Source organism: Pararcticibacter amylolyticus, from assembly GCF_003130405.1.
GTDB classification, from domain to species: Bacteria; Bacteroidota; Bacteroidia; order Sphingobacteriales; family Sphingobacteriaceae; genus Arcticibacter; species Arcticibacter amylolyticus.
Map to the genome: position 1 here is coordinate 88,688 of NZ_QEAS01000010.1, position 18,822 is coordinate 107,509.

16 protein-coding genes are annotated in these 18,822 nt (G+C 45.2%); 13 read left to right on the forward strand and 3 right to left on the reverse strand.

Going from position 1 to position 18,822, the window contains the following annotated elements:
• Both DDR33_RS13105 and DDR33_RS13110 read left to right on the forward strand, forming a co-directional pair.
• Positions 1-2,429: ABC transporter permease (locus tag DDR33_RS13105; protein ID WP_109416252.1), on the forward strand; the 2,429-nt coding region annotated here is incomplete at its 5' end.
• 39 nt (positions 2,430-2,468) lie between these two features.
• A complete protein-coding gene (locus DDR33_RS13110; RefSeq protein WP_109416253.1) occupies positions 2,469-3,506 on the forward strand; it encodes a DUF4097 family beta strand repeat-containing protein in 1,038 nt (345 codons plus the stop codon).
• A gap of 61 nt (positions 3,507-3,567) precedes the next feature.
• On the opposite strand, the gene DDR33_RS13115 is transcribed toward DDR33_RS13110, so the two are convergent.
• Positions 3,568-4,272 (reverse strand): LOG family protein, encoded by a 705-nt coding sequence (locus tag DDR33_RS13115; RefSeq protein ID WP_109416254.1) that lies wholly within the window; start codon positions 4,270-4,272, stop codon positions 3,568-3,570.
• 180 nt (positions 4,273-4,452) lie between these two features.
• Here DDR33_RS13115 and recR point away from each other — a divergent pair, with 180 nt between their 5' ends.
• From recR to DDR33_RS13130, 3 genes are read left to right on the forward strand one after another with little or no spacing between them, the layout of a single operon-like run.
• The gene (gene recR / locus DDR33_RS13120) at positions 4,453-5,058 is read left to right on the forward strand and encodes a recombination mediator RecR (protein WP_109416255.1); all 606 of its coding nucleotides are present in this window, start codon (positions 4,453-4,455) and stop codon (positions 5,056-5,058) included.
• 25 nt (positions 5,059-5,083) lie between these two features.
• The gene (locus DDR33_RS13125) at positions 5,084-5,899 is read left to right on the forward strand and encodes an SDR family oxidoreductase (RefSeq protein WP_109416256.1); all 816 of its coding nucleotides are present in this window, start codon (positions 5,084-5,086) and stop codon (positions 5,897-5,899) included.
• The gene (locus tag DDR33_RS13130) at positions 5,899-6,708 is read left to right on the forward strand and encodes an SDR family NAD(P)-dependent oxidoreductase (protein WP_109416257.1); all 810 of its coding nucleotides are present in this window, start codon (positions 5,899-5,901) and stop codon (positions 6,706-6,708) included. Before DDR33_RS13125 ends, DDR33_RS13130 begins: the two co-directional genes overlap by 1 nt.
• Before the next feature lie 27 nt (positions 6,709-6,735).
• On the opposite strand, the gene DDR33_RS13135 is transcribed toward DDR33_RS13130, so the two are convergent.
• A complete protein-coding gene (locus tag DDR33_RS13135; protein ID WP_109416258.1) occupies positions 6,736-7,620 on the reverse strand; it encodes a YitT family protein in 885 nt (294 codons plus the stop codon).
• 369 nt (positions 7,621-7,989) lie between these two features.
• Between DDR33_RS13135 and trpD the strand changes: the two genes are divergently transcribed.
• The 6 genes from trpD to DDR33_RS13160 all read left to right on the forward strand — a co-directional run bounded on the left by trpD (position 7,990) and on the right by DDR33_RS13160 (position 12,209).
• The gene (trpD, locus tag DDR33_RS13140; protein WP_109416383.1) at positions 7,990-8,988 is read left to right on the forward strand and encodes an anthranilate phosphoribosyltransferase; all 999 of its coding nucleotides are present in this window, start codon (positions 7,990-7,992) and stop codon (positions 8,986-8,988) included.
• The gene (locus tag DDR33_RS13145) at positions 8,981-9,640 is read left to right on the forward strand and encodes a phosphoribosylanthranilate isomerase (RefSeq protein ID WP_109416259.1); all 660 of its coding nucleotides are present in this window, start codon (positions 8,981-8,983) and stop codon (positions 9,638-9,640) included. The genes trpD and DDR33_RS13145 overlap by 8 nt, the downstream gene beginning before the upstream one ends.
• Positions 9,637-10,818: a tryptophan synthase subunit beta gene (gene trpB / locus DDR33_RS13150; RefSeq protein WP_109416260.1), complete on the forward strand. Its 1,182-nt coding sequence runs from the start codon at positions 9,637-9,639 to the stop codon at positions 10,816-10,818. Before DDR33_RS13145 ends, trpB begins: the two co-directional genes overlap by 4 nt.
• 4 nt (positions 10,819-10,822) lie before the next feature.
• Positions 10,823-11,608: a tryptophan synthase subunit alpha gene (gene trpA, locus DDR33_RS13155; RefSeq protein WP_109416261.1), complete on the forward strand. Its 786-nt coding sequence runs from the start codon at positions 10,823-10,825 to the stop codon at positions 11,606-11,608.
• Positions 11,609-11,677: 69 nt separating this feature from the next.
• Entirely contained in the window at positions 11,678-11,887 is a 210-nt protein-coding gene (locus tag DDR33_RS25575; RefSeq protein WP_146198762.1) for a hypothetical protein, read from the forward strand.
• Positions 11,874-12,209 (forward strand): type II toxin-antitoxin system RelE/ParE family toxin, encoded by a 336-nt coding sequence (locus DDR33_RS13160; RefSeq protein WP_158280742.1) that lies wholly within the window; start codon positions 11,874-11,876, stop codon positions 12,207-12,209. Before DDR33_RS25575 ends, DDR33_RS13160 begins: the two co-directional genes overlap by 14 nt.
• Here DDR33_RS13160 and DDR33_RS13165 read toward each other — a convergent pair whose 3' ends face one another.
• The gene (locus tag DDR33_RS13165) at positions 12,210-14,162 is read right to left on the reverse strand and encodes a RecQ family ATP-dependent DNA helicase (protein ID WP_317047446.1); all 1,953 of its coding nucleotides are present in this window, start codon (positions 14,160-14,162) and stop codon (positions 12,210-12,212) included. It lies immediately after the preceding gene.
• 74 nt (positions 14,163-14,236) lie between these two features.
• Here DDR33_RS13165 and DDR33_RS13170 point away from each other — a divergent pair, with 74 nt between their 5' ends.
• The gene (locus tag DDR33_RS13170) at positions 14,237-17,473 is read left to right on the forward strand and encodes an amidohydrolase family protein (RefSeq protein WP_109416263.1); all 3,237 of its coding nucleotides are present in this window, start codon (positions 14,237-14,239) and stop codon (positions 17,471-17,473) included.
• Positions 17,474-17,628: 155 nt separating this feature from the next.
• Positions 17,629-18,816, forward strand: a complete 1,188-nt coding sequence (locus tag DDR33_RS13175) for a C1 family peptidase (protein ID WP_109416385.1) — start codon at positions 17,629-17,631, stop codon at positions 18,814-18,816.
• Positions 18,817-18,822: the final 6 nt, after the last annotated feature.

An 18,822-nucleotide genomic window follows, 5' to 3' on the forward strand; every position in this document is an offset into this window, starting at 1 on the left:
AAATTGCCGATATGATAAAAAACTACCTCCTCATTGCCCTCAGGAACATCCGTAAAAGGAAAACGTTTACTACCATTCATGTTCTTGGATTGAGCATCGCCTTCGCTGCGTCTATGCTGTTGTTTTCCACTGCTTTGTTTGAGATGTCTTTTGATTCCTTTCATCAAAATAAGGATCATGTTTTCCAGGTATACAGAGAGCAGTTTACGTCACGGGGAATAGAGAAAGATGCCCCGATGCCTGTACCTTTTGTTCCGGCGGTAAAAGCAGAGGTCAGCGGGGTTGAAGATGCTGCCAGATACGGTAACGGCGGCGGACTGGTAAGGGCAGGGGCTAAACAGCTGGAAACATCTGTGATCTATACGGATAAATCTTTTTTCAGCATGTTCTCCTTCCCTCTTCTAAGTGGGAACAGTAAAGATGTGTTCAAGGGCCCGGGGGATATTGTTGTTACCAGAGCCTTTGCGCAAAAGATTTTCGGCACAGAAGACGTTACCGGGAAATCGCTGGAACTCAACCTGAATAATAAGTGGGAAAACTTTATCATTTCGGGAGTGATCTCTGATCCACCCTCTAATTCAACACTTAAGTTCGACATCCTCTCTCCCTTTGAAAACTTTCCGGCTTACCGGGCTGATGAGAACGACTGGACAAGCCACAATCATACTGTATTTATTCAACTAAAAGAACAAACGAAACCGGAAGATTTTTACAGGAGCAGCAAACAGTTTATTAATAAGCATTTTGCTGAAAACATCAGGTCCATGAAGCGCGACGGGGGGAAACCCGGACAAGACGGCCAATATATGAGATTAGGGCTCATTCCATTGGACCAGCTTCACTTCAGTAAAATAAACAACATGGGGAATTCGGTAAACGCATTTTTTCCGTGGATGCTGATTCTTCTGAGCTGCGTGATCCTTTTCGTTGCGGGCAGCAACTTTGTAAACCTGTCACTGGCCACGTCCTTCAGCAGGGCAAGGGAGATCGGCGTAAGAAAGACATTTGGTGCCATGAAAAGGCAACTTGTTGTTCAGTTCTGGAGCGAAGCGCTGCTCATCTGTCTTGCCTCACTCCTGCTGGGAGGAATCCTTCTTTTTGCTTTCCTGGAAAAATATGCTGCAATTACCGGGAACAAATTGCCTTTGGAAATATTGTTATCGCCCAGGTCTGTCATTCTCTTTGTCGTTCTTTTTGCGATCACGACACTTTTATCCGGAGGTTATCCTTCGTGGATAATGTCAAACTTCAATACCATTAACACGCTTCAGGGAAAATTCTCCTTAGGTTCTAAGAATACATTGAGAAATACACTTACTGTAATTCAGTTCTTTATAGCCATTGTACTGATCACTTCAACTCTAATTATCATCAGGCAAATGGATTATGTCAGAAACCAGCCTCTCGGTTTCAACAAGCACCAGGTGATCAGTATTCCGATAGGGCCTAATATCGAACCGGAAAGTGCCTTGCAGCAAATGCGGGTAAAGCTTGCATCTGTACGCAATGTCCAAAATGTAACGGGCACAGACATAAATCTCGGGCGGGGAAGAGACGGCTCCTCCTCTACTTCTATCCTGGGTTTTGATTATAAAAACCGTGAAATTAAGACCAACTGGCTGAGAATAGATTACGGCTACCTGATAACCCTAGATATTCCGCTGGTTAAGGGACGCGATTTTTCCAGGGACTTTGCGACAGATACCGCCGCTGCCCTTATTAACGAGAAAATGGCTGCTTTAATGGGAGATAAAGACCCTGTAGGTAAGATCCTGCCTGTCGATGAAGGCCGGGGGCTGAAAGTTATCGGAGTGGTCAAAGATTTTCATTTCAAAAACCTCCATCAGGAAATCAAGCCTCTCACCATGATGATCCGTCCCAAAGAATGGCCGGTATCGTATATTTTTGTAAAGGTCAGTCCCGGAAACCTGCCTGCTTCCATGAAGCTTGTTCAGGATGCGTGGAAAGAAGTCAATCCCCGCTATACCACAGAGCCATCATTCCTGGATGAAAATACAAATGCGGAATATAAAAAGGAGGAGAGGCTTTCGAATATCTTTACTGTCGGCTCAGGGCTTGCGATATTTATTTCCTGCATGGGACTGTTTGCGTCTGCGTTGCTGAGTATGAATCAGCGCACAAAAGAAATTGGGATCAGAAAAGTGCTTGGCGCCAATATCGGCGGCATTGTGGCTTTGCTGTCGAAAGATTTCGCAAAGCTGATTATGATATCGTTTTTAATTGCAGCACCTCTCTCCTGGTTTATGATGAGTAAATGGCTGGAAGACTTCGCCTATCATATTACAATATCCTTGTGGACTTTACTTGCCGGAGGATTCGTCGTGCTGGCCGTCGCCCTGCTGACAGTAAGTTTCCATGCAGTAAAAGCAGCACTTGCCAACCCTGTAAAGAGCCTGAGGACAGAGTAATATCACCGGATGAATTGATAACCCACAATAACCGTTAAAATGAAAAGATTGGTAATATTTTTTATTGCAGCAGCACAAATGCTGGCTACACAGGCAAGGCAGGATAATGCCGGAGAGCCCTACCTTTCCAAATCGTTCAATGCATCTGAGGTGAAGACACTGCGATCAGAAACTTCCGGGGGATACATCATGGTAACAGGAACAAATGAAAAAGAATCTAAAGTGGAAGTCTTTGTCCGCGGCAACGGTGTGAACAGGAACCTTTCAAAGGAGGAAATTCAGGAGAGGCTTGCTGACAATTACAACATTGACGTGTCGCTGAATGGAAATGAACTGAAGGCCGTCGCAAACAGCAGGGGAAACACCAACTGGAAAAAGGCTCTGAGTATCTCATTTAAGATTTATGTCCCTTTCAATGTATCTTCGAAGCTGAATACCAGCGGGGGAAGCATTACGCTGACAAACCTGAAGGGTGACCACGATTTTAAGACAAGTGGCGGCAGCCTGAAGATTGATCAGCTCAATGGCATTATCACCGGGCGTACTTCAGGCGGGAGTATTCAGGCCATGAACAGCAAAGGCTCAATTGATATGAAAACGAGTGGCGGGAGTATCGATGCCTTTAACTGCAATGGCAAGATATCCCTTTCTACTTCAGGAGGTTCATTAAAGCTGAACCAGCTAAAAGGCAATATTGACACGAGAACCAGCGGAGGAAGCATCAAGGGCAGCGACATATCCGGTGATTTATATTCCCATACATCGGGAGGAAGTATCCAGCTGGATCAACTGGCCTGCAGCCTCGATGCGGCCACCAGCGCAGGAAGTGTGCATGCATCTTTTGTTGATCCCGGAAAGACTGTTAAGGTGAGCGTAAGTGCCGGGAGTGCTGTACTGGGTTTACCAAAAGACAAGGGATTTAACCTCGACCTGAGCGGCGGCCGCGTAAACACGGGAACGCTCAAAGACTTCAACGGGATCGTCGATAATGAACGTGTAAAAGGCAGTCTTAAAGGAGGCGGAACGGATGTTTACGTACGCACCTCGGCAGGCCGCGTATCGATAGAATGGCTATAAAGAAGAATGCATTTTAAAATGCACAAACTCTTGTGTATTTTAAAATGCATTCTTCTTCTACTTAGAAATTTGGCTTCAGCACATATTTATTGTAGAAGCGGAAGATATGCTCTACTGCCTCCTCTGCCGTATCAACCACACGATAAAGATTAAGATCTTCCTCACTGATATTCCGGGCGTCGAGCATGTGATTTTCTACCCAGTCAAGCAAACCACCCCAATATTCACGGCCTACCAGGACGATGGGAAAACGTGCAATCTTTCCGGTCTGAATTAGTGTGATCGCTTCAAACATTTCATCCATTGTCCCGAACCCGCCCGGTAACACGATAAATCCCTGGGAATATTTCATGAACATCACCTTCCTGACAAAGAAGTAATTAAACTCCATTATTTTGTCGCGGTCGATGTACTTATTATGAAACTGTTCGAAGGGCAGCTCAATATTTAATCCAACAGATTTGCCGCCATTCTCATAGGCTCCTTTATTAGCCGCCTCCATTATACCCGGCCCTCCTCCTGAGATGACACCGTAACCATGCTCTGTCAGAAGCCTCGCTGTTTCTTCAGCAATCTTATAATATTTGTTGTCCTGGGGAGTTCTTGCAGATCCGAAAATCGAAACGCAGGGTCCTATTTTAGCCAGCTTTTCAAATCCTTCCACAAACTCCGCCATAATCTTAAAGATCTGCCAGGAGTCTGTCACTTTAATTTCCTGCCAGTCTTTATTCTCAAATGCATTTCTTATTTTTTCGTCACTTGTCATATTATCGCCTGTTCTTGATCATTGAAGTCCCCTCATGCACTTTCGTTCCTACTCTGCATTTCAGTAACTGTTCCTGATCCATTCATTAATAATTTTTATTTGATGTTGTTTGTTTACGGGTAAATGTAAAAAAATTTCACCCGATAAAAAGAACTCCACCTGCATCTGTATTTTTGCAAAATGAATTTTTCTTCCCGCTTGCTGGAAAACGCTGTAAATGAATTTGCGAAACTTCCTGGTGTTGGCCAAAAAACTGCTTTACGCCTGGTCCTTCATCTTCTAAACCAGAACAAGGAAGAAGTAGAAGCTTTTAGCGGCGCACTGACACGTCTTAAGAACGAAATACGTTACTGTAAAGAATGCAGTAATATATCGGACTCGGAGACCTGCGAAATATGTGCTTCGAATAAAAGGGATGGATCACTTGTCTGCATTGTAGAGGATACCCGCGATGTAATGGCAATAGAAAACACCCACCAGTTTAACGGGGTTTATCATGTACTGGGCGGCCTTATCTCTCCCATGGATGGGATTGGCCCGTCCGATTTGAATATCGACAGGCTCGTTCAGCGCGTTCAGACAGGAGAAATACAGGAAGTGATACTGGCACTCAGCGCTACAATGGAAGGAGACACCACGATCTTTTATATTTACAAAAAACTAAAAGACCTGCCGGTTAAAATCTCCACGATCGCCCGCGGAATAGCCTTTGGCGGGGAGATTGAATACGCAGATGAAATTACCCTGGCCAGGTCAATCGCCACCAGGGTGCCATATACTGGTTAAAACATCTTACTTTTGTGCCTCTCAGATGGAACTAAAAAACAAAACAGTCATTATAACAGGCGCATCTTCAGGTATCGGGAAAGCCTGCGCTGAAGAATTTGCCCGGCTCGGTGCTAACCTTGTACTTGGAGCACGTCAGTACGTAACGCTCTGCGAAATCACCCAGGATCTGGAAAAACGGTATGGAATAAAGGCAATAGCTGTTAAATGTGACGTTTCCCTGGAAGAAGATTGCGCGCATCTTATCCGGCAGGCATCCATGACCTTCCGCCGGATTGACGTGCTGATCAATAATGCAGGCATCAGCATGAGGGCACTTTTTAAAGACCTTGATCTGAAAGTGATCAGGAATCTGATGGATGTGAACTTTTGGGGCACGGTATACTGTACAAAATACGCACTTCCGGAGCTTCTGAAGAGCAAGGGCTCCGTTGTCGGAATTTCTTCCATTGCTGGATACAGGGGCTTGCCCGGAAGGACCGGTTATTCGGCTTCCAAATTTGCAATGAATGGCTTCATGGAAGCGCTGCGGGTTGAAAACATGAAAACAGGTTTACACGTTATGGTTGCCGCTCCCGGCTTCACGGCTTCCAATATCCGGAATACGGCTCTGGCCAAAGACGGAAGCCAGCAGGGCGAAAGCAGCATGGACGAAGGGAAGATGATGCCGGCAGAAGAGGTTGCAGCCATAATTGCAAAAGGAGTGACCGCCAGGAAAAGAACGATCATTATGACGGGACAGGGAAAACTTGCGGTGATGATGAATAAAATTCTGCCGTCATGGGTGGATAAAAAGGTATATCAGCTATTTACGAAAGAAAAAGATCCCCTGATAAAATAATGAGACCTCTTCAACTTGCAAACAAGTGGATCCTTGTGACCGGCGCATCTTCGGGCCTAGGCAGGGAAATGGCAAGACTTCTTGCAAAGCAGTTTAAGGCGAACCTTATTCTGACTGCCCGCCGGAGGGATAAACTGGAAGAGCTTAAAGAAGAGCTTCTTGCCACCGGCGTCGAGATCCGTGTCCTGGTAGCAGACCTTGCTAAAGAAGAAGATATCGCCAGGATAGTGGAGGAAAGCACGGGGAGCAGAGAACTTTATGGAGCCATATTGAATGCAGGGGTGACCTATTTCGGAAGACATGCCGATCTGCCCTGGGACAAATTCATGACCATCCTGCAAACCAACGTATTAAGTGTAGTCAGCCTGACAAACCACCTCGTTAATTACTTCGAAGCCAACGGAAAAGAAGGAGCCATCATGATCGTATCCAGCATGGCTGCTCTCTTTCCCGTTCCCTATCAGGCAGCCTATTCGGGTACCAAAGGTTTTATCCTGAACTTTATATCAGCACTTTCGCATGAGCTTAAGAATCCCGGCTTGTCGCTTACCGTATATGCGCCGGCGGGCATCGCAACCGAGATGACGGGAGATGAAAGATTCGAAAATTTAAAAGGGTGGCTGATGCCGGCAGAACAAGCAGCCAGAGAAGGTATTTATGCCTTCCGGCATCGTAAGTATACGTATGTCCCCGGATTCTTCAATCGTGCCGGAGCCATCTTCATGAGATTTTTGCCTTCGCGTTTTATTGCCGCGAAAATGGGCAGAGTATACCGTGCTGCGCTGTTAAAATCGGAACAAAAAAGCTAAAAACCGGAGTAATTCCGGCTCTGCGATTTAATGCAAAGGCCTTCGCTTGATGAGTCCTCCGTTAGTTTCTGTGATCACATTCATCACCATGAAGGCCTTACGGTCTATCAGTTTAACTACGTCCTTTACTTTTGAGACTTCCAGGCGGGTTACTACAGTGAAGATAATATCTATCTCCTTATCGCTGTAAAGATTTCCCCCATATCCTCTTTCCCCCTTGTAAACGGTAACTCCCCTTTTCAGATTGGTAGTAATCGCTTCTTTAATCTCTTTGCTTTTAGATGAGATAATCGTTACGCCGGTGTACTCCTCTATACCCTGGATGATAAAGTCTACGGTCTTTGACGCAGACAGATAAGTCAAAATTGAATACAAAGCCGACTCTATCCCCAGAATAAAAGCTGCGCAGATGAATATAGCGACATTGATGATCATGATAATGTCGCCTATGGAGAAAACACTCTTCCTGTTAATGTATACGGCAATGATCTCCGTGCCGTCCAATACACAACCTCCCCTCATCGCAAATCCAATCCCGGCACCGAGAAAGAAACCTCCAAATATGGAAATGAGAAGCTTATCATGGGTAATAACAGGAAAGTCGAATAAGAAAATGACCGTGGAAAGTCCCACTACCGCAAATAAGGTGAAGACAGCAAACGATTTGCCTATCTGACGGAGGCCAAGAAAAATAAAAGGTGCATTAAATACAAGAAGCCAGACAGATACCGGAACGCCCGTTATATGATTGGCAAGAAGAGAAATCCCGGTCACTCCGCCATCAATAAACTGGTTGGGCACCAGGAATCCTTTAAGACCAAAAGCGGCAAGTAAAACTCCGGTAACGACAAATAAAACCTTAGCAAGTCGTTGTTTTAGCGATAAAACGTACTTTTTTCGTCTGTTAATCATATAAATAAAAGTGCACTATGAGGATACCGGGGGATGAATATTCTTCCTTTTACCGGGAAGGCCAAATATAATATGTGGTACCCGTTCTAATATAGAGAAAAATCTTCAGATAACAGCCGATGAGAATATTTAAAGCGGATGGGCTTTGTTGTTGCCGGGATATCAGCCGGGCTTAAATTAAATTTTGAACTACCGAAAGATATATTCATATTTGCTTTAGATCAATGAAACAATTCGGTTTACATATTTGGTGGTGGCACTTCGATATTTCGTAGTGGCAATCCATATGTGTATACTTTTTAAAAATAAACAGGGTTGCCCGCAAGGCAACCTTTTTTTTTGCCGGGCGGGCAGAAAAACAAACTGGTAATGAAACAGATTTTAAACCATTTATTCGAACACAAAAGCTTCAACTCACAGGAAGCCAGGACTATTCTTACCAATATCAGTAGTGGAAAATACAATGCATCGCAGATGGCGGCATTTATGACTGCCTATTGTATGCGAAGTATAACAGTTGACGAGCTGGAAGGCTTTAGAGATGCTATGCTCGACCTCTGCCTTAGCCCCCGCCTGGATCAGTATGCGCTGATAGACTTGTGCGGTACAGGCGGAGACGGCAAGGATACATTTAATATTTCCACCCTCGCTTCCTTTGTGGTAGCCGGAGCCGGCTACCTTGTAGCGAAACATGGCAACTATGGCGTTTCGTCGGGATGTGGTTCCTCCAATGTGATGGAATTCTTAGGTTATCAATTCAGTAACAGCCCCGCCCATCTGCAAAAGAGCGTTGAAAAAGCCGGAATATGTTTTCTGCACGCCCCACTCTTCCACCCTGCGATGAAGAATGTGGCTCCCATACGAAAAGAACTGGGAGTAAAAACATTTTTCAATATGCTGGGACCTATGATCAATCCGGCAAAGCCTAAATACCAGGTAGTAGGAGTCTTTAGCCTGGAACTAGCCCGGCTATACGCCTACCTCTATCAGAAAACGGATAAACAATACACTATTTTACATGGACTGGACGGCTACGACGAAATCTCGATGACGGGCGGTTTTAAAACATTTTCCAAGAACGGTGAATTTGTTTATACCCCCGAACAACTCGGCTTTGAAAGGATCCAGCCCCTACAGATCGGGGGAGGGTCCACAATAAAAGAGTCGGCAGACATTTTCATGAATGTTTTGACCGGCAAAGGCACCACCGCTCAGAATGACGTGGTACTATCTAATGCTGCTATTGGAATCAAAACAATTACGCCGCAGAAATCTTTTGCTGATTGTTACTATGAAGCTGAAGCATCGTTAATGAACAAACGAGCGCTGTTTAGCTTTAATACACTTTTAGACATTGGAAATGAGTGAGTATAAACTAAAAGTATGCGGCATGAAGGACCCCGGGAATATCCTGGAAGTTGCCAGCCTGAACCCGGCCTATATGGGTTTCATATTTTATCCTCCTTCCAAACGTTTTGCCCGAGAGCTCGATCAAGCAGTTTTGCAGCAGCTTCCTCCTGAGATTAAAAAGACCGGCGTTTTTGTAAATGCCTCACAGCAGGAAATAGAAGATAAAATAAAGGCATTCCGCCTGGATGCGGTCCAGCTGCATGGCGCTGAAACGCCTGATATATGCAAGGCCCTGAGAACTGGCGGAATAGAAATAATAAAGGCTTTTGGAATAGACGAACATTTTGATTTTCATATATTAGAAGGCTATGAGGATTGCACAGACTATTTCCTTTTCGACACAAAAACGAAGGGGCACGGCGGGTCTGGAAAAGCATTCGACTGGGGATTACTCAGGAAAAATGTATCCGGAAAGAAATACTTCCTTAGCGGTGGAATAGATTTGCCCGACATTCGGGAAATACAACAGCTTGGAGATCCCTCTTTGTACGCCCTTGACCTCAACAGCAGATTCGAAACCGAACCCGGTTTGAAAGATCCGGAAAAACTCAGACTATTTTTTAAACATATTAATAATAATGCCGCAAATGCGGCGACGGAGGACATATGAGCTATCATGTAAATGAAAACGGATATTTTGGAAGTTTCGGGGGAGCCTATATTCCTGAGATGCTGTATCCTAACATTGAAGAACTGAAAAGAGTATACAGTCAAATGATCAGTGACCCGGCTTTCACGGCGGAGTATACACAATTACTTAGGGACTACGTAGGCAGGCCGTCGCCGCTTTATCTTGCGGAACGTCTCTCACAGAAATATGGTGCATCGATCTACCTGAAGCGTGAAGATCTGAACCATACCGGCGCACACAAGATCAATAACACGGTCGGCCAGATCCTTCTTGCTGAACGGCTGGGAAAGAAAAGGATCATAGCAGAAACCGGAGCAGGGCAGCACGGAGTTGCAACGGCTACGGTGTGTGCCTTAAAAGGGCTTGAATGTGTGGTATACATGGGAGAAGTAGATATCGAACGGCAGGCTCCAAACGTTGCGCGGATGAAAATGATGGGGGCAACAGTAATCCCGGCTACTTCCGGAAGCAAAACCCTGAAAGATGCCACGAACGAAGCTTTACGTGACTGGATCAATAATCCGGCCGACACCCACTACATTATCGGATCAGTTGTAGGCCCTCATCCCTACCCGGATATGGTGGCACGCTTTCAGTCGATCATCTCAGAAGAGACGAAATGGCAGCTAAAAGAAAAGACCGGGAGTACCGAACCCGACTATGTACTGGCCTGTGTTGGCGGAGGGAGTAATGCAATGGGCATGTTCTATCACTTTCTCGACGATGCAAACGTCAGACTGATTGCGGTTGAAGCGGCCGGTAAGGGCGTCGATTCGGGTGAAACAGCCGCCACAACCCTGCTGGGAAAAGAAGGTGTACTCCACGGAAGCCGCTCTATTGTGATGCAGACGGAAGACGGGCAGGTAGTAGAACCTTATTCTATATCGGCCGGACTGGATTACCCGGGTATAGGTCCGCAACATGCTCATCTGTATGCGTCCAAACGGGCACAATACGTGAGTATCACGGATGATGAAGCCATGGAGGCAGCTTTGCTGCTTACACAGCTGGAAGGGATCATTCCGGCTATCGAAAGTGCTCACGCTTTTGCCTATCTCGACAAAATGCAGTTTAAAGGGGGCGAAACGGTGGTGGTATGCCTGTCAGGCCGGGGCGACAAGGATTTGAATACGTACATGAAATATTTTGGACTTTAACCCAATGAACAGAATTTCCCAACTCTTTAACCAGAAAAAAACATCTGTCCTCTCTATATTTTTTACAGCCGGTTATCCGGGGCTGCACAGCACTGTCGACATAGCAGAAGCTCTTGAAAAAGCGGGAGCCGATTTTCTTGAGATCGGCATTCCTTATTCGGATCCCCTTGCCGACGGGCCGGTTATTCAAAACAGCTCCCAAAAGGCAATTGCGAATGGAATGACTGTCAAACTGCTTTTTGAACAGCTGAAAGATCTTCGCAAAAGAGTCTCGGTCCCGGTGCTGTTAATGGGATATGTAAATCCCGTACTGCAATATGGCGTGGAGCGTTTCTGCGCTTCCTGTGCTGAAGTTGGTGTCGATGGCGTAATAGTTCCGGATCTTCCGATGTATGAATATGAAGAAATGTACCGCACTTGTTTTGAGAAAAACCATGTTAGTAATATCTTCCTGATTACTCCGCATACTTCCGAAGAACGGATAAAAAAGATCGACGAACTGAGCAACGGGTTTATTTATCTGCTTTCGTCATCGTCTACTACAGGGAAGAGCCTCTCTGTATCAGCCACAACAGAAGACTATTTTGCCCGGATTAAAAATATGAACCTTCAAAACCCCACCATGATAGGCTTTGGGATCTCGGATCACACCAGCTTCAGTAAAGCATCAGAATACGCTAATGGAGCAATTGTGGGAAGTGCTTTCGTCAGACTTCTGGATAGTGAGAACTATATGGAGAAGATCCCGGAGTTTGTAAAGGGGATAAAGGGAGAGATTTCCGTCTCCTGATTGCCACTCCCCGGATCAGGATGTTAGGTATTTAAAAATAAAGCGGTTATCTTTGTAAAAATGTTTCTTATGGCAACGTTAGAAGTGAGGGTTCCTAAAACAAAAGTAAAAATGGTCATAGAAGTTCTTACTGCCATGGGAGTTACAGTCAAACATAAAAACTCCTCATTGACGACAGAAGAAGAACACATTATAAGTGCACTTCAGCAAGCAGACCTATTAAATGAGGGTAAGCTTGAGACTACTGATGCAAGAAAATTTCTGGATGAACTTCGTTGAGATTTCTGTCATTGCGCAAAAGCAAATTAAAGATTTAAGGAAGCGATATCATTCTATCCCTGATGACATTTTAAAGTTGATTGATTCGCTGTGTAAAGATCCAGCTAATGCTGTTAGTTTAGGCAAGAACCTTTATAAAAAAAGATTTGCAATTCAGAGTAAAGGAAAAGGCAAGAGTGGATCAGGAAGAGCAATCTACGTTTTATACCACAGCAGTCCTGACCAACGTATAGTTATTCTTGAAGTCTTTGATAAATCAAATAAAGAAAACATCTCGGCTGAAAGACTTGAAGAATTGAAAAAGCTATCTAAAGGACACTGATCAAATGTAATACCTGGATCCGTCGGTTTTCACTTTTCCGGCGTCAAGAAGATTTCTGAGAGCGGCCAGCCGCTCTTTTTCATTTCCTGTATGGAGGGAGCTAATAAGCTCTTCCAGTGTCAAATGCTGAGATGAGAGCTGCTGGATCACCTCATAGGTGATCACCTCAAAGGTATCGCTGTTCCCTGCTTCACGTTTTTCCTCCAGGCAGACATCGCAGACACCACATTTTGGAGCATCCGGTTCATCGAAATATGCTAAAAGCATCTGGCTCCGGCATTTTTTTGTTTCTGTATATTCAATTACCGCTTTTACCTGGGTCGTCATGATCTGTTTACGTTCAGCGATGTATTTTGTATCAATAAAGAGATGTCCGGAATCGGCTCTGGGCTTCAGAAACTGGATCTGGGGCTTATCTGTCTGTTTGAGATAACTCAGAACATCCAGTTCTTCCAGTTTTTGCAGGATCTGCACGACTTCAACAGTTGTTTTTCCGCTTCTCCTGGCAATGTCGTGCTCTCTTACAGGAACATATTGTTCAAAAATGCCGCCATAAGAGCGCAGCAGCAGTTTAACAAACGGATCATATACAGCATGTTCGATCTGAAACCTGTAGAGGTCCTCTGCCGCTACGGCGATCTTTACCCGTGAAGGAAGATATACGCTTTCCGTAACCGTAATATATTCATCATGCTCAAGAAACTTTAAAGCCGCCAGGGTTTTTACAGCGTCGAGCTTAAAACGGGAACAGAATTCACCGATGTCGAATTCCAGGATGAGCCCCTCTCCTGCCCCGTACGCAAGCTGGTAGTAGTTTCCAAGAGAATGATAAACAAACTTAATTTCATCTATCGCCGGAAAGCTCAATTCCAGTCTTTTCTCAAGCAGCGCCTTGTCGGATGCATTAGAAAGAAGGACGGCATAAGACTTTTTTTCATCACGACCAGCCCGCCCGGCTTCCTGGTAGTAAGCTTCAAGGCTTTCAGGAGGGCCCAGGTGTGCGACAAAGCGGACATCGGGCTTATCGATCCCCATTCCAAACGCATTCGTCGCAACGATGATACTTATTTCGTTCTTTTTCCATGCTTCCTGCTTTTTGCTCCTCAGCGGCGTATCAAGTCCTGCATGATAAAAGTCGGCAGTATAGCCCTCGTTACGGAGCAGCCGGGCAACCTCCTGGGTTTCCCGCCGGTTCCTTACATACACAATTCCTGTACCCTTTATATTTGCTGCTATTGAGAACAATTTCCGGTATTTATTCTCGTCGGCAGCCACCACGTAACAGAGGTTCTTGCGTTCAAAACTCTTACGGAATACATTCTTCTCCCTGAATAAAAGTTTATCCTGTATATCTTCCACTACCCTTTCTGTTGCTGTAGCAGTCAGCGCCAGCACGGGAACGGCAGGATGAAGCTCCCGGAGTTTCGCCAGTTGCAGATAAGGCGGTCTGAAATCATAGCCCCATTGCGAAATACAATGTGCTTCATCTATCGCTATCAGGCTGACATTCATATAGCTGATCCGTTCCCTCACTAATTCAGAGAGTAAACGTTCGGGTGATACATACAGGAATTTTATATTCCCGTAAATACAATTGTCCAGCAGGATGTCGACTTCCCTTTTTCCCATTCCCGAAACAATAGCAACAGCCTCAATACCCCGTGACTTCAGGTTTTCAACCTGGTCTTTCATCAGGGCGATCAAAGGCGAAACCACAATGCAGATTCCTTCGGCTACCATTGCAGGCACCTGAAAACAAATGGATTTGCCGCCACCGGTCGGAAGCAGAGCCAGGGTATCTTTCCGGTTGAGCACAGAATGAATGATCTCTTCCTGAAGAGGCCTGAAAGAATCGTAATTCCAGTATTTATTGAGTACCTGATAGATCGTCATTTTATCCAGAAGATCACAAAGATGCTGATTTTTCAGAAATAAGAATTCGTAGCAGAGCATTTACAGGCACTTTACCGCGAAAGCCTGCCGTTTAAAGAAGAATTTAGTAAGTTTGCCCAACACTTTGATTTAAAATGAAGAAATTATATATTATTCTATCTGTAGTTATCTCTTCATACGCAACTGCCCAGCAAAAAGCCCCCTGGAATGTTGAGAAACCTTTAGGCCCAACAAAAACGGTTTCCATAACCACCGATGAAGGCACCTGGATGAATATCGATGTGAGCCCTGACGGCAAGGAAATTATTTTCGACCTTCTGGGTGATATTTATAAAATGCCCGTTACTGGTGGTACGGCTACCCTTCTCTCGGGAGGAATGTCTTTTGATGTACAACCACGGTTCAGTCCGAACGGGAAATATATTTCCTACACCAGCGACAGGGATGGCGGGGATAATATCTGGGTGATGAATGCCGATGGCACCAACAAACGGCCTGTAACAAAAGAAACCTTCCGCCTGCTCAACAATGCGGTATGGACTCCGGATAATCAGTACATCATAGCGAGAAAGCATTTTACCGCGAGCCGCTCGCTCGGTGCAGGAGAGATGTGGATGTACCATATCTCCGGAGGTGAAGGTGTTCAGCTCACAAAGAGAAAGAATGACCAGCAGGATGCAGGGGAACCTGCTTTGTCTCCTGATGGAAAATATCTATACTACAGTGAGGATGTAAGTCCGGGTCCTTTCTTCCAGTATAATAAAGACCCTAACGGCGAAATTTATGAGATTAAACGGCAAAACAGGGAGACAGGTGAAACGGAAACTGTTGCCGGAGGCCCCGGAGGGGCAGTAAGACCGCAGCCATCACCAGATGGGCGGATGCTGGCCTTTGTAAAAAGGGTAAGGCTAAAGTCAGTTCTCTACATCCAGGATTTATCAACGGGAGAAGAATGGCCGGTCTATGATGATCTGTCAAGAGATCAGCAGGAGACCTGGGCGGTATTCGGTGTGTATCCGGGATTTGCTTGGACACCAGACAGCAAGAATATTATCTTCTATGCGAAGGGGAAGATCAGAAACCTGGATATTAACTCTCAGGTTGTAACCGAGATTCCATTCGAGGCAACAACCAACCAGCTCATTACAGAGGCTCTTCATTTTAATCAGGCAGTATTTCAGGACGAGTTCGACGTAAAGATGATCAGGCAGCTTACCACATCTCCTGACGGAAAAATGATCGCCTTCAACGCTGCCGGGTATGTTTATACCAAGACGCTTCCCGACGGGCAGCCGCACCGCATTACGGAAGGAACCGATTTTGAGTTCGAGCCCGAATTCAGTCCCGACGGCAAGTCATTAGTCTATATAAGCTGGAACGATGAAACAAAGGGCACAATTAATAAGGTCGATATCAAATCGGGGCGTGTCACTCCCCTTACTATAGAGAAAGGCTTCTATTATTCTCCTAAATTTTCGAACAAAGGCGACAAAATTGTCTATCGAAAAGGTACAGGAAATTATTCACTTGGATTTAATTTTGGGAAAAACCCTGGTATATACATTATTTCTGCTAATGGCGGCGCTGCTCAAAAGATTTCAGACACGGGAATAAGACCGACGTTTAACACCACGGATACAAGGATCTATTTCCAATCAACTGAAGCCGGAAAGAAGGCGTTCAAAAGCATGGATCTGAATGGTGGCAATATAAGAACGCACTATGTGTCAACCTATGCCACCCAGTTTGTTCCGAGCCCTGATGGTAAATGGCTTGCTTTTACTGAATTATTCAATGCCTATGTGACACCGCTGGTAAACACGGCTAATGCAATAGAACTTTCATCTACGAATAAATCGCTGCCGGTATCAAAAATAACAAAAGACGCCGGCATTTACATCCACTGGAGCAGAGACAGCCAGCGCCTGCACTGGACATTAGGCTCCCAATACTTCAGCAGGGCCATTAAAGATTCGTTTTCATTTATTGAAGGGGCTTCAGAAAATCAGGCTTCCACTGACAGTGCAGGAGTGGACATCGGATTGAAATTACCTTCTGATGTACCCTCCGGAAAAATCGCTTTCACGAATGCCCGGATCATCACAATGAAAGGAAACGAGGTGATCGAAAAGGGAACCATTGTTATTGAAAAGAACAAGATTTTGGCTGTAGGGCCTGCTGCACAAGTTAAGATTCCGGATGATGCAAAAGTGATCCCCGCTGATAATCAGACTATCATGCCGGGAATGATAGACGTTCACGCACATCTTCCTACCAGCCCTGACGGAGTATCACCGCAACAGGACTGGAGCTATTTCGCGAACCTGGCTTACGGTGTCACCACGTCACATGATCCTTCAAGTAACACCGAGATGGTGTTCAGCCAGTCGGAAATGGTGAAAGCGGGGCGAATGACCGGGCCAAGGATCTTCTCTACCGGAACTATTCTTTATGGCGCCGACGGGGACTTTAAAGCGGTGATCAATAGCCTGGACGACGCACGCTCTCATTTAAGAAGGCTTAAAGCCGTGGGAGCTTTTTCAGTAAAGTCTTACAACCAGCCCAGGCGCGAACAGCGTCAGCAAATTATCCAGGCTGCGAGAGAACTAAAAATGGAAGTTGTACCAGAAGGCGGATCTACCTATTTCCATAATATATCGATGATCGTGGACGGCCATACAGGAATAGAACACAACATTCCGGTTGTGCCGGTGTACAAAGATGTAAAAGCCCTTTGGAATGCCAGCAAGTCGGGCTATACCCCTACTCTGATTGTAAGCTACGGCACTCAATCCGGAGAAAATTTCTGGTACGACCGGACAAACGTCTGGGAAAAGGAGCGGCTTTTATCATTCGTTCCCAGGGCAATCATTGACAGCCGTTCGCGCAGAAGAAACACTTCTGAATTTGGCGACTACGGGCATATCGAAGTGTCAAAGGCTGTAAAGCAAATCGCTGACGGAGGTACAAAAGTGAACCTGGGTGGCCACGGGCAATTACAGGGACTTGGAGCTCACTGGGAACTATGGATGCTGGCGCAGGGAGGAATGAGCCCCCTTCAGGCGATACGTTGTGCTACAATAAACGGCGCCGAATATCTTGGTATGAGCCGCGAGCTCGGATCTCTTGAGCCCGGTAAACTTGCAGACCTGATTGTTCTGGACGCTAATCCGCTGGATGACATCAGAAATACCGAAAGTATTAAATATGTAATGTCCAACGGCAGATTATTTGACTCGTCCACAATGAATGAAGAAGGCAACATCAGCAAGCCAAGAGCGAAGTTCTGGTGGCAGACCAGTAAAGGAGAAACTGTCGGAATTCCGGGCAACAGTGAAACGTTCATCTTCACGAGCCCTGAATGTGACTGATAAACAGGATTTACATTTCTGCTTTTTTTATCGGGAATTCATTATATTTTTGTAAAAAACACACCGCAACATACAAATCCCCTGTACGGGGGGCAGGAATTATCGGATATAACATCCTGCATTGTATGTTTTCATTAAAGAACTCTTACAAAACAATGAAATTTACACCATTTGTTCTTTCCGCAGCACTTCTTCTGACTGCGCAAGCTTCTTTTTCACAGGATAATCTGGTAAACTCATTAAAATCTAACGCGAGCGAAAACAGCAGGGATGGTTTTAAGTTCACTGATGTCATTAACCTTGAGAATACATCTGTAAAAAACCAGGGATCTTCCGGTACATGCTGGAGTTATTCAACCAACTCATTTCTTGAGTCTGAAATGATAAAACTGGGTAAAAAGCCCATTGAGCTTTCGCAGATCTACTCCGCACGATGCACTTATGTTGAAAAAGCTAAAAATTATGTCAGGATGCATGGTGCCGTAAGCCTGGGAGACGGCGGTTCATCACATGATGTCATCAATATGTACAGGAAATACGGAGCACTGCCGCAAAGTGTTTATTCTGGTCTGAATTATGGAACGAATAAAAACAAGTTCGCAGAAATGGCTGCAATGACTCAGGCGATGCTTGAAGCTGTTGTAAAGAACCCTAACGGCCAGCTCACCCCAAACTGGCTCACGGCATATACCGCTGCAATAGATGCTTACCTGGGAAAGGTTCCTGAATCTTTCACCTATAATGGCAAAATTTATACTCCCCAGAGTTTTGCAAAAGACCTTGTTGGTATAAACCCCGATGAGTATATGGAATTTTCCTCATTCACAGATCAGCCTTACTATAAGAAAACACCTCTTCTGTTCCCTGATAACTGGTCGTTTGATCAGGTTTATAATGTGCAGATAAATGAGCTGACTGATATCATCGATAATGCCCTGAAAAGTGGCTATACTATCGCCTGGGCTACGGATGTCAGTGAGAAGGGCTTCAGCTGGAAAAATGGCGTTGCCTATGTACCTCAGACAGAATTTGACGACATGACGGATCAGCAAAAGGCTGATATGTTTAAAGGGCCTAAACCAGAAAAGGCCATCACTCCCGAGTTAAGGCAACAGGCGATCGATAACTACAATACCACCGACGATCACGGAATGCACATAGTCGGCCTGGCTAAAGATCAGGATGGTAAAGAGTATTATATTGTGAAGAACTCATGGGGCACAGCGAACGACTACAAAGGCTATCTCTATGTTACCAAAAACTTTGTAAAGTATAAAACCACCTGCATTCTGCTTAATAAAAAAGGAGTTCCTTCCGATATCAAGAAGAAGGTTGGAGCATAGCAGTTG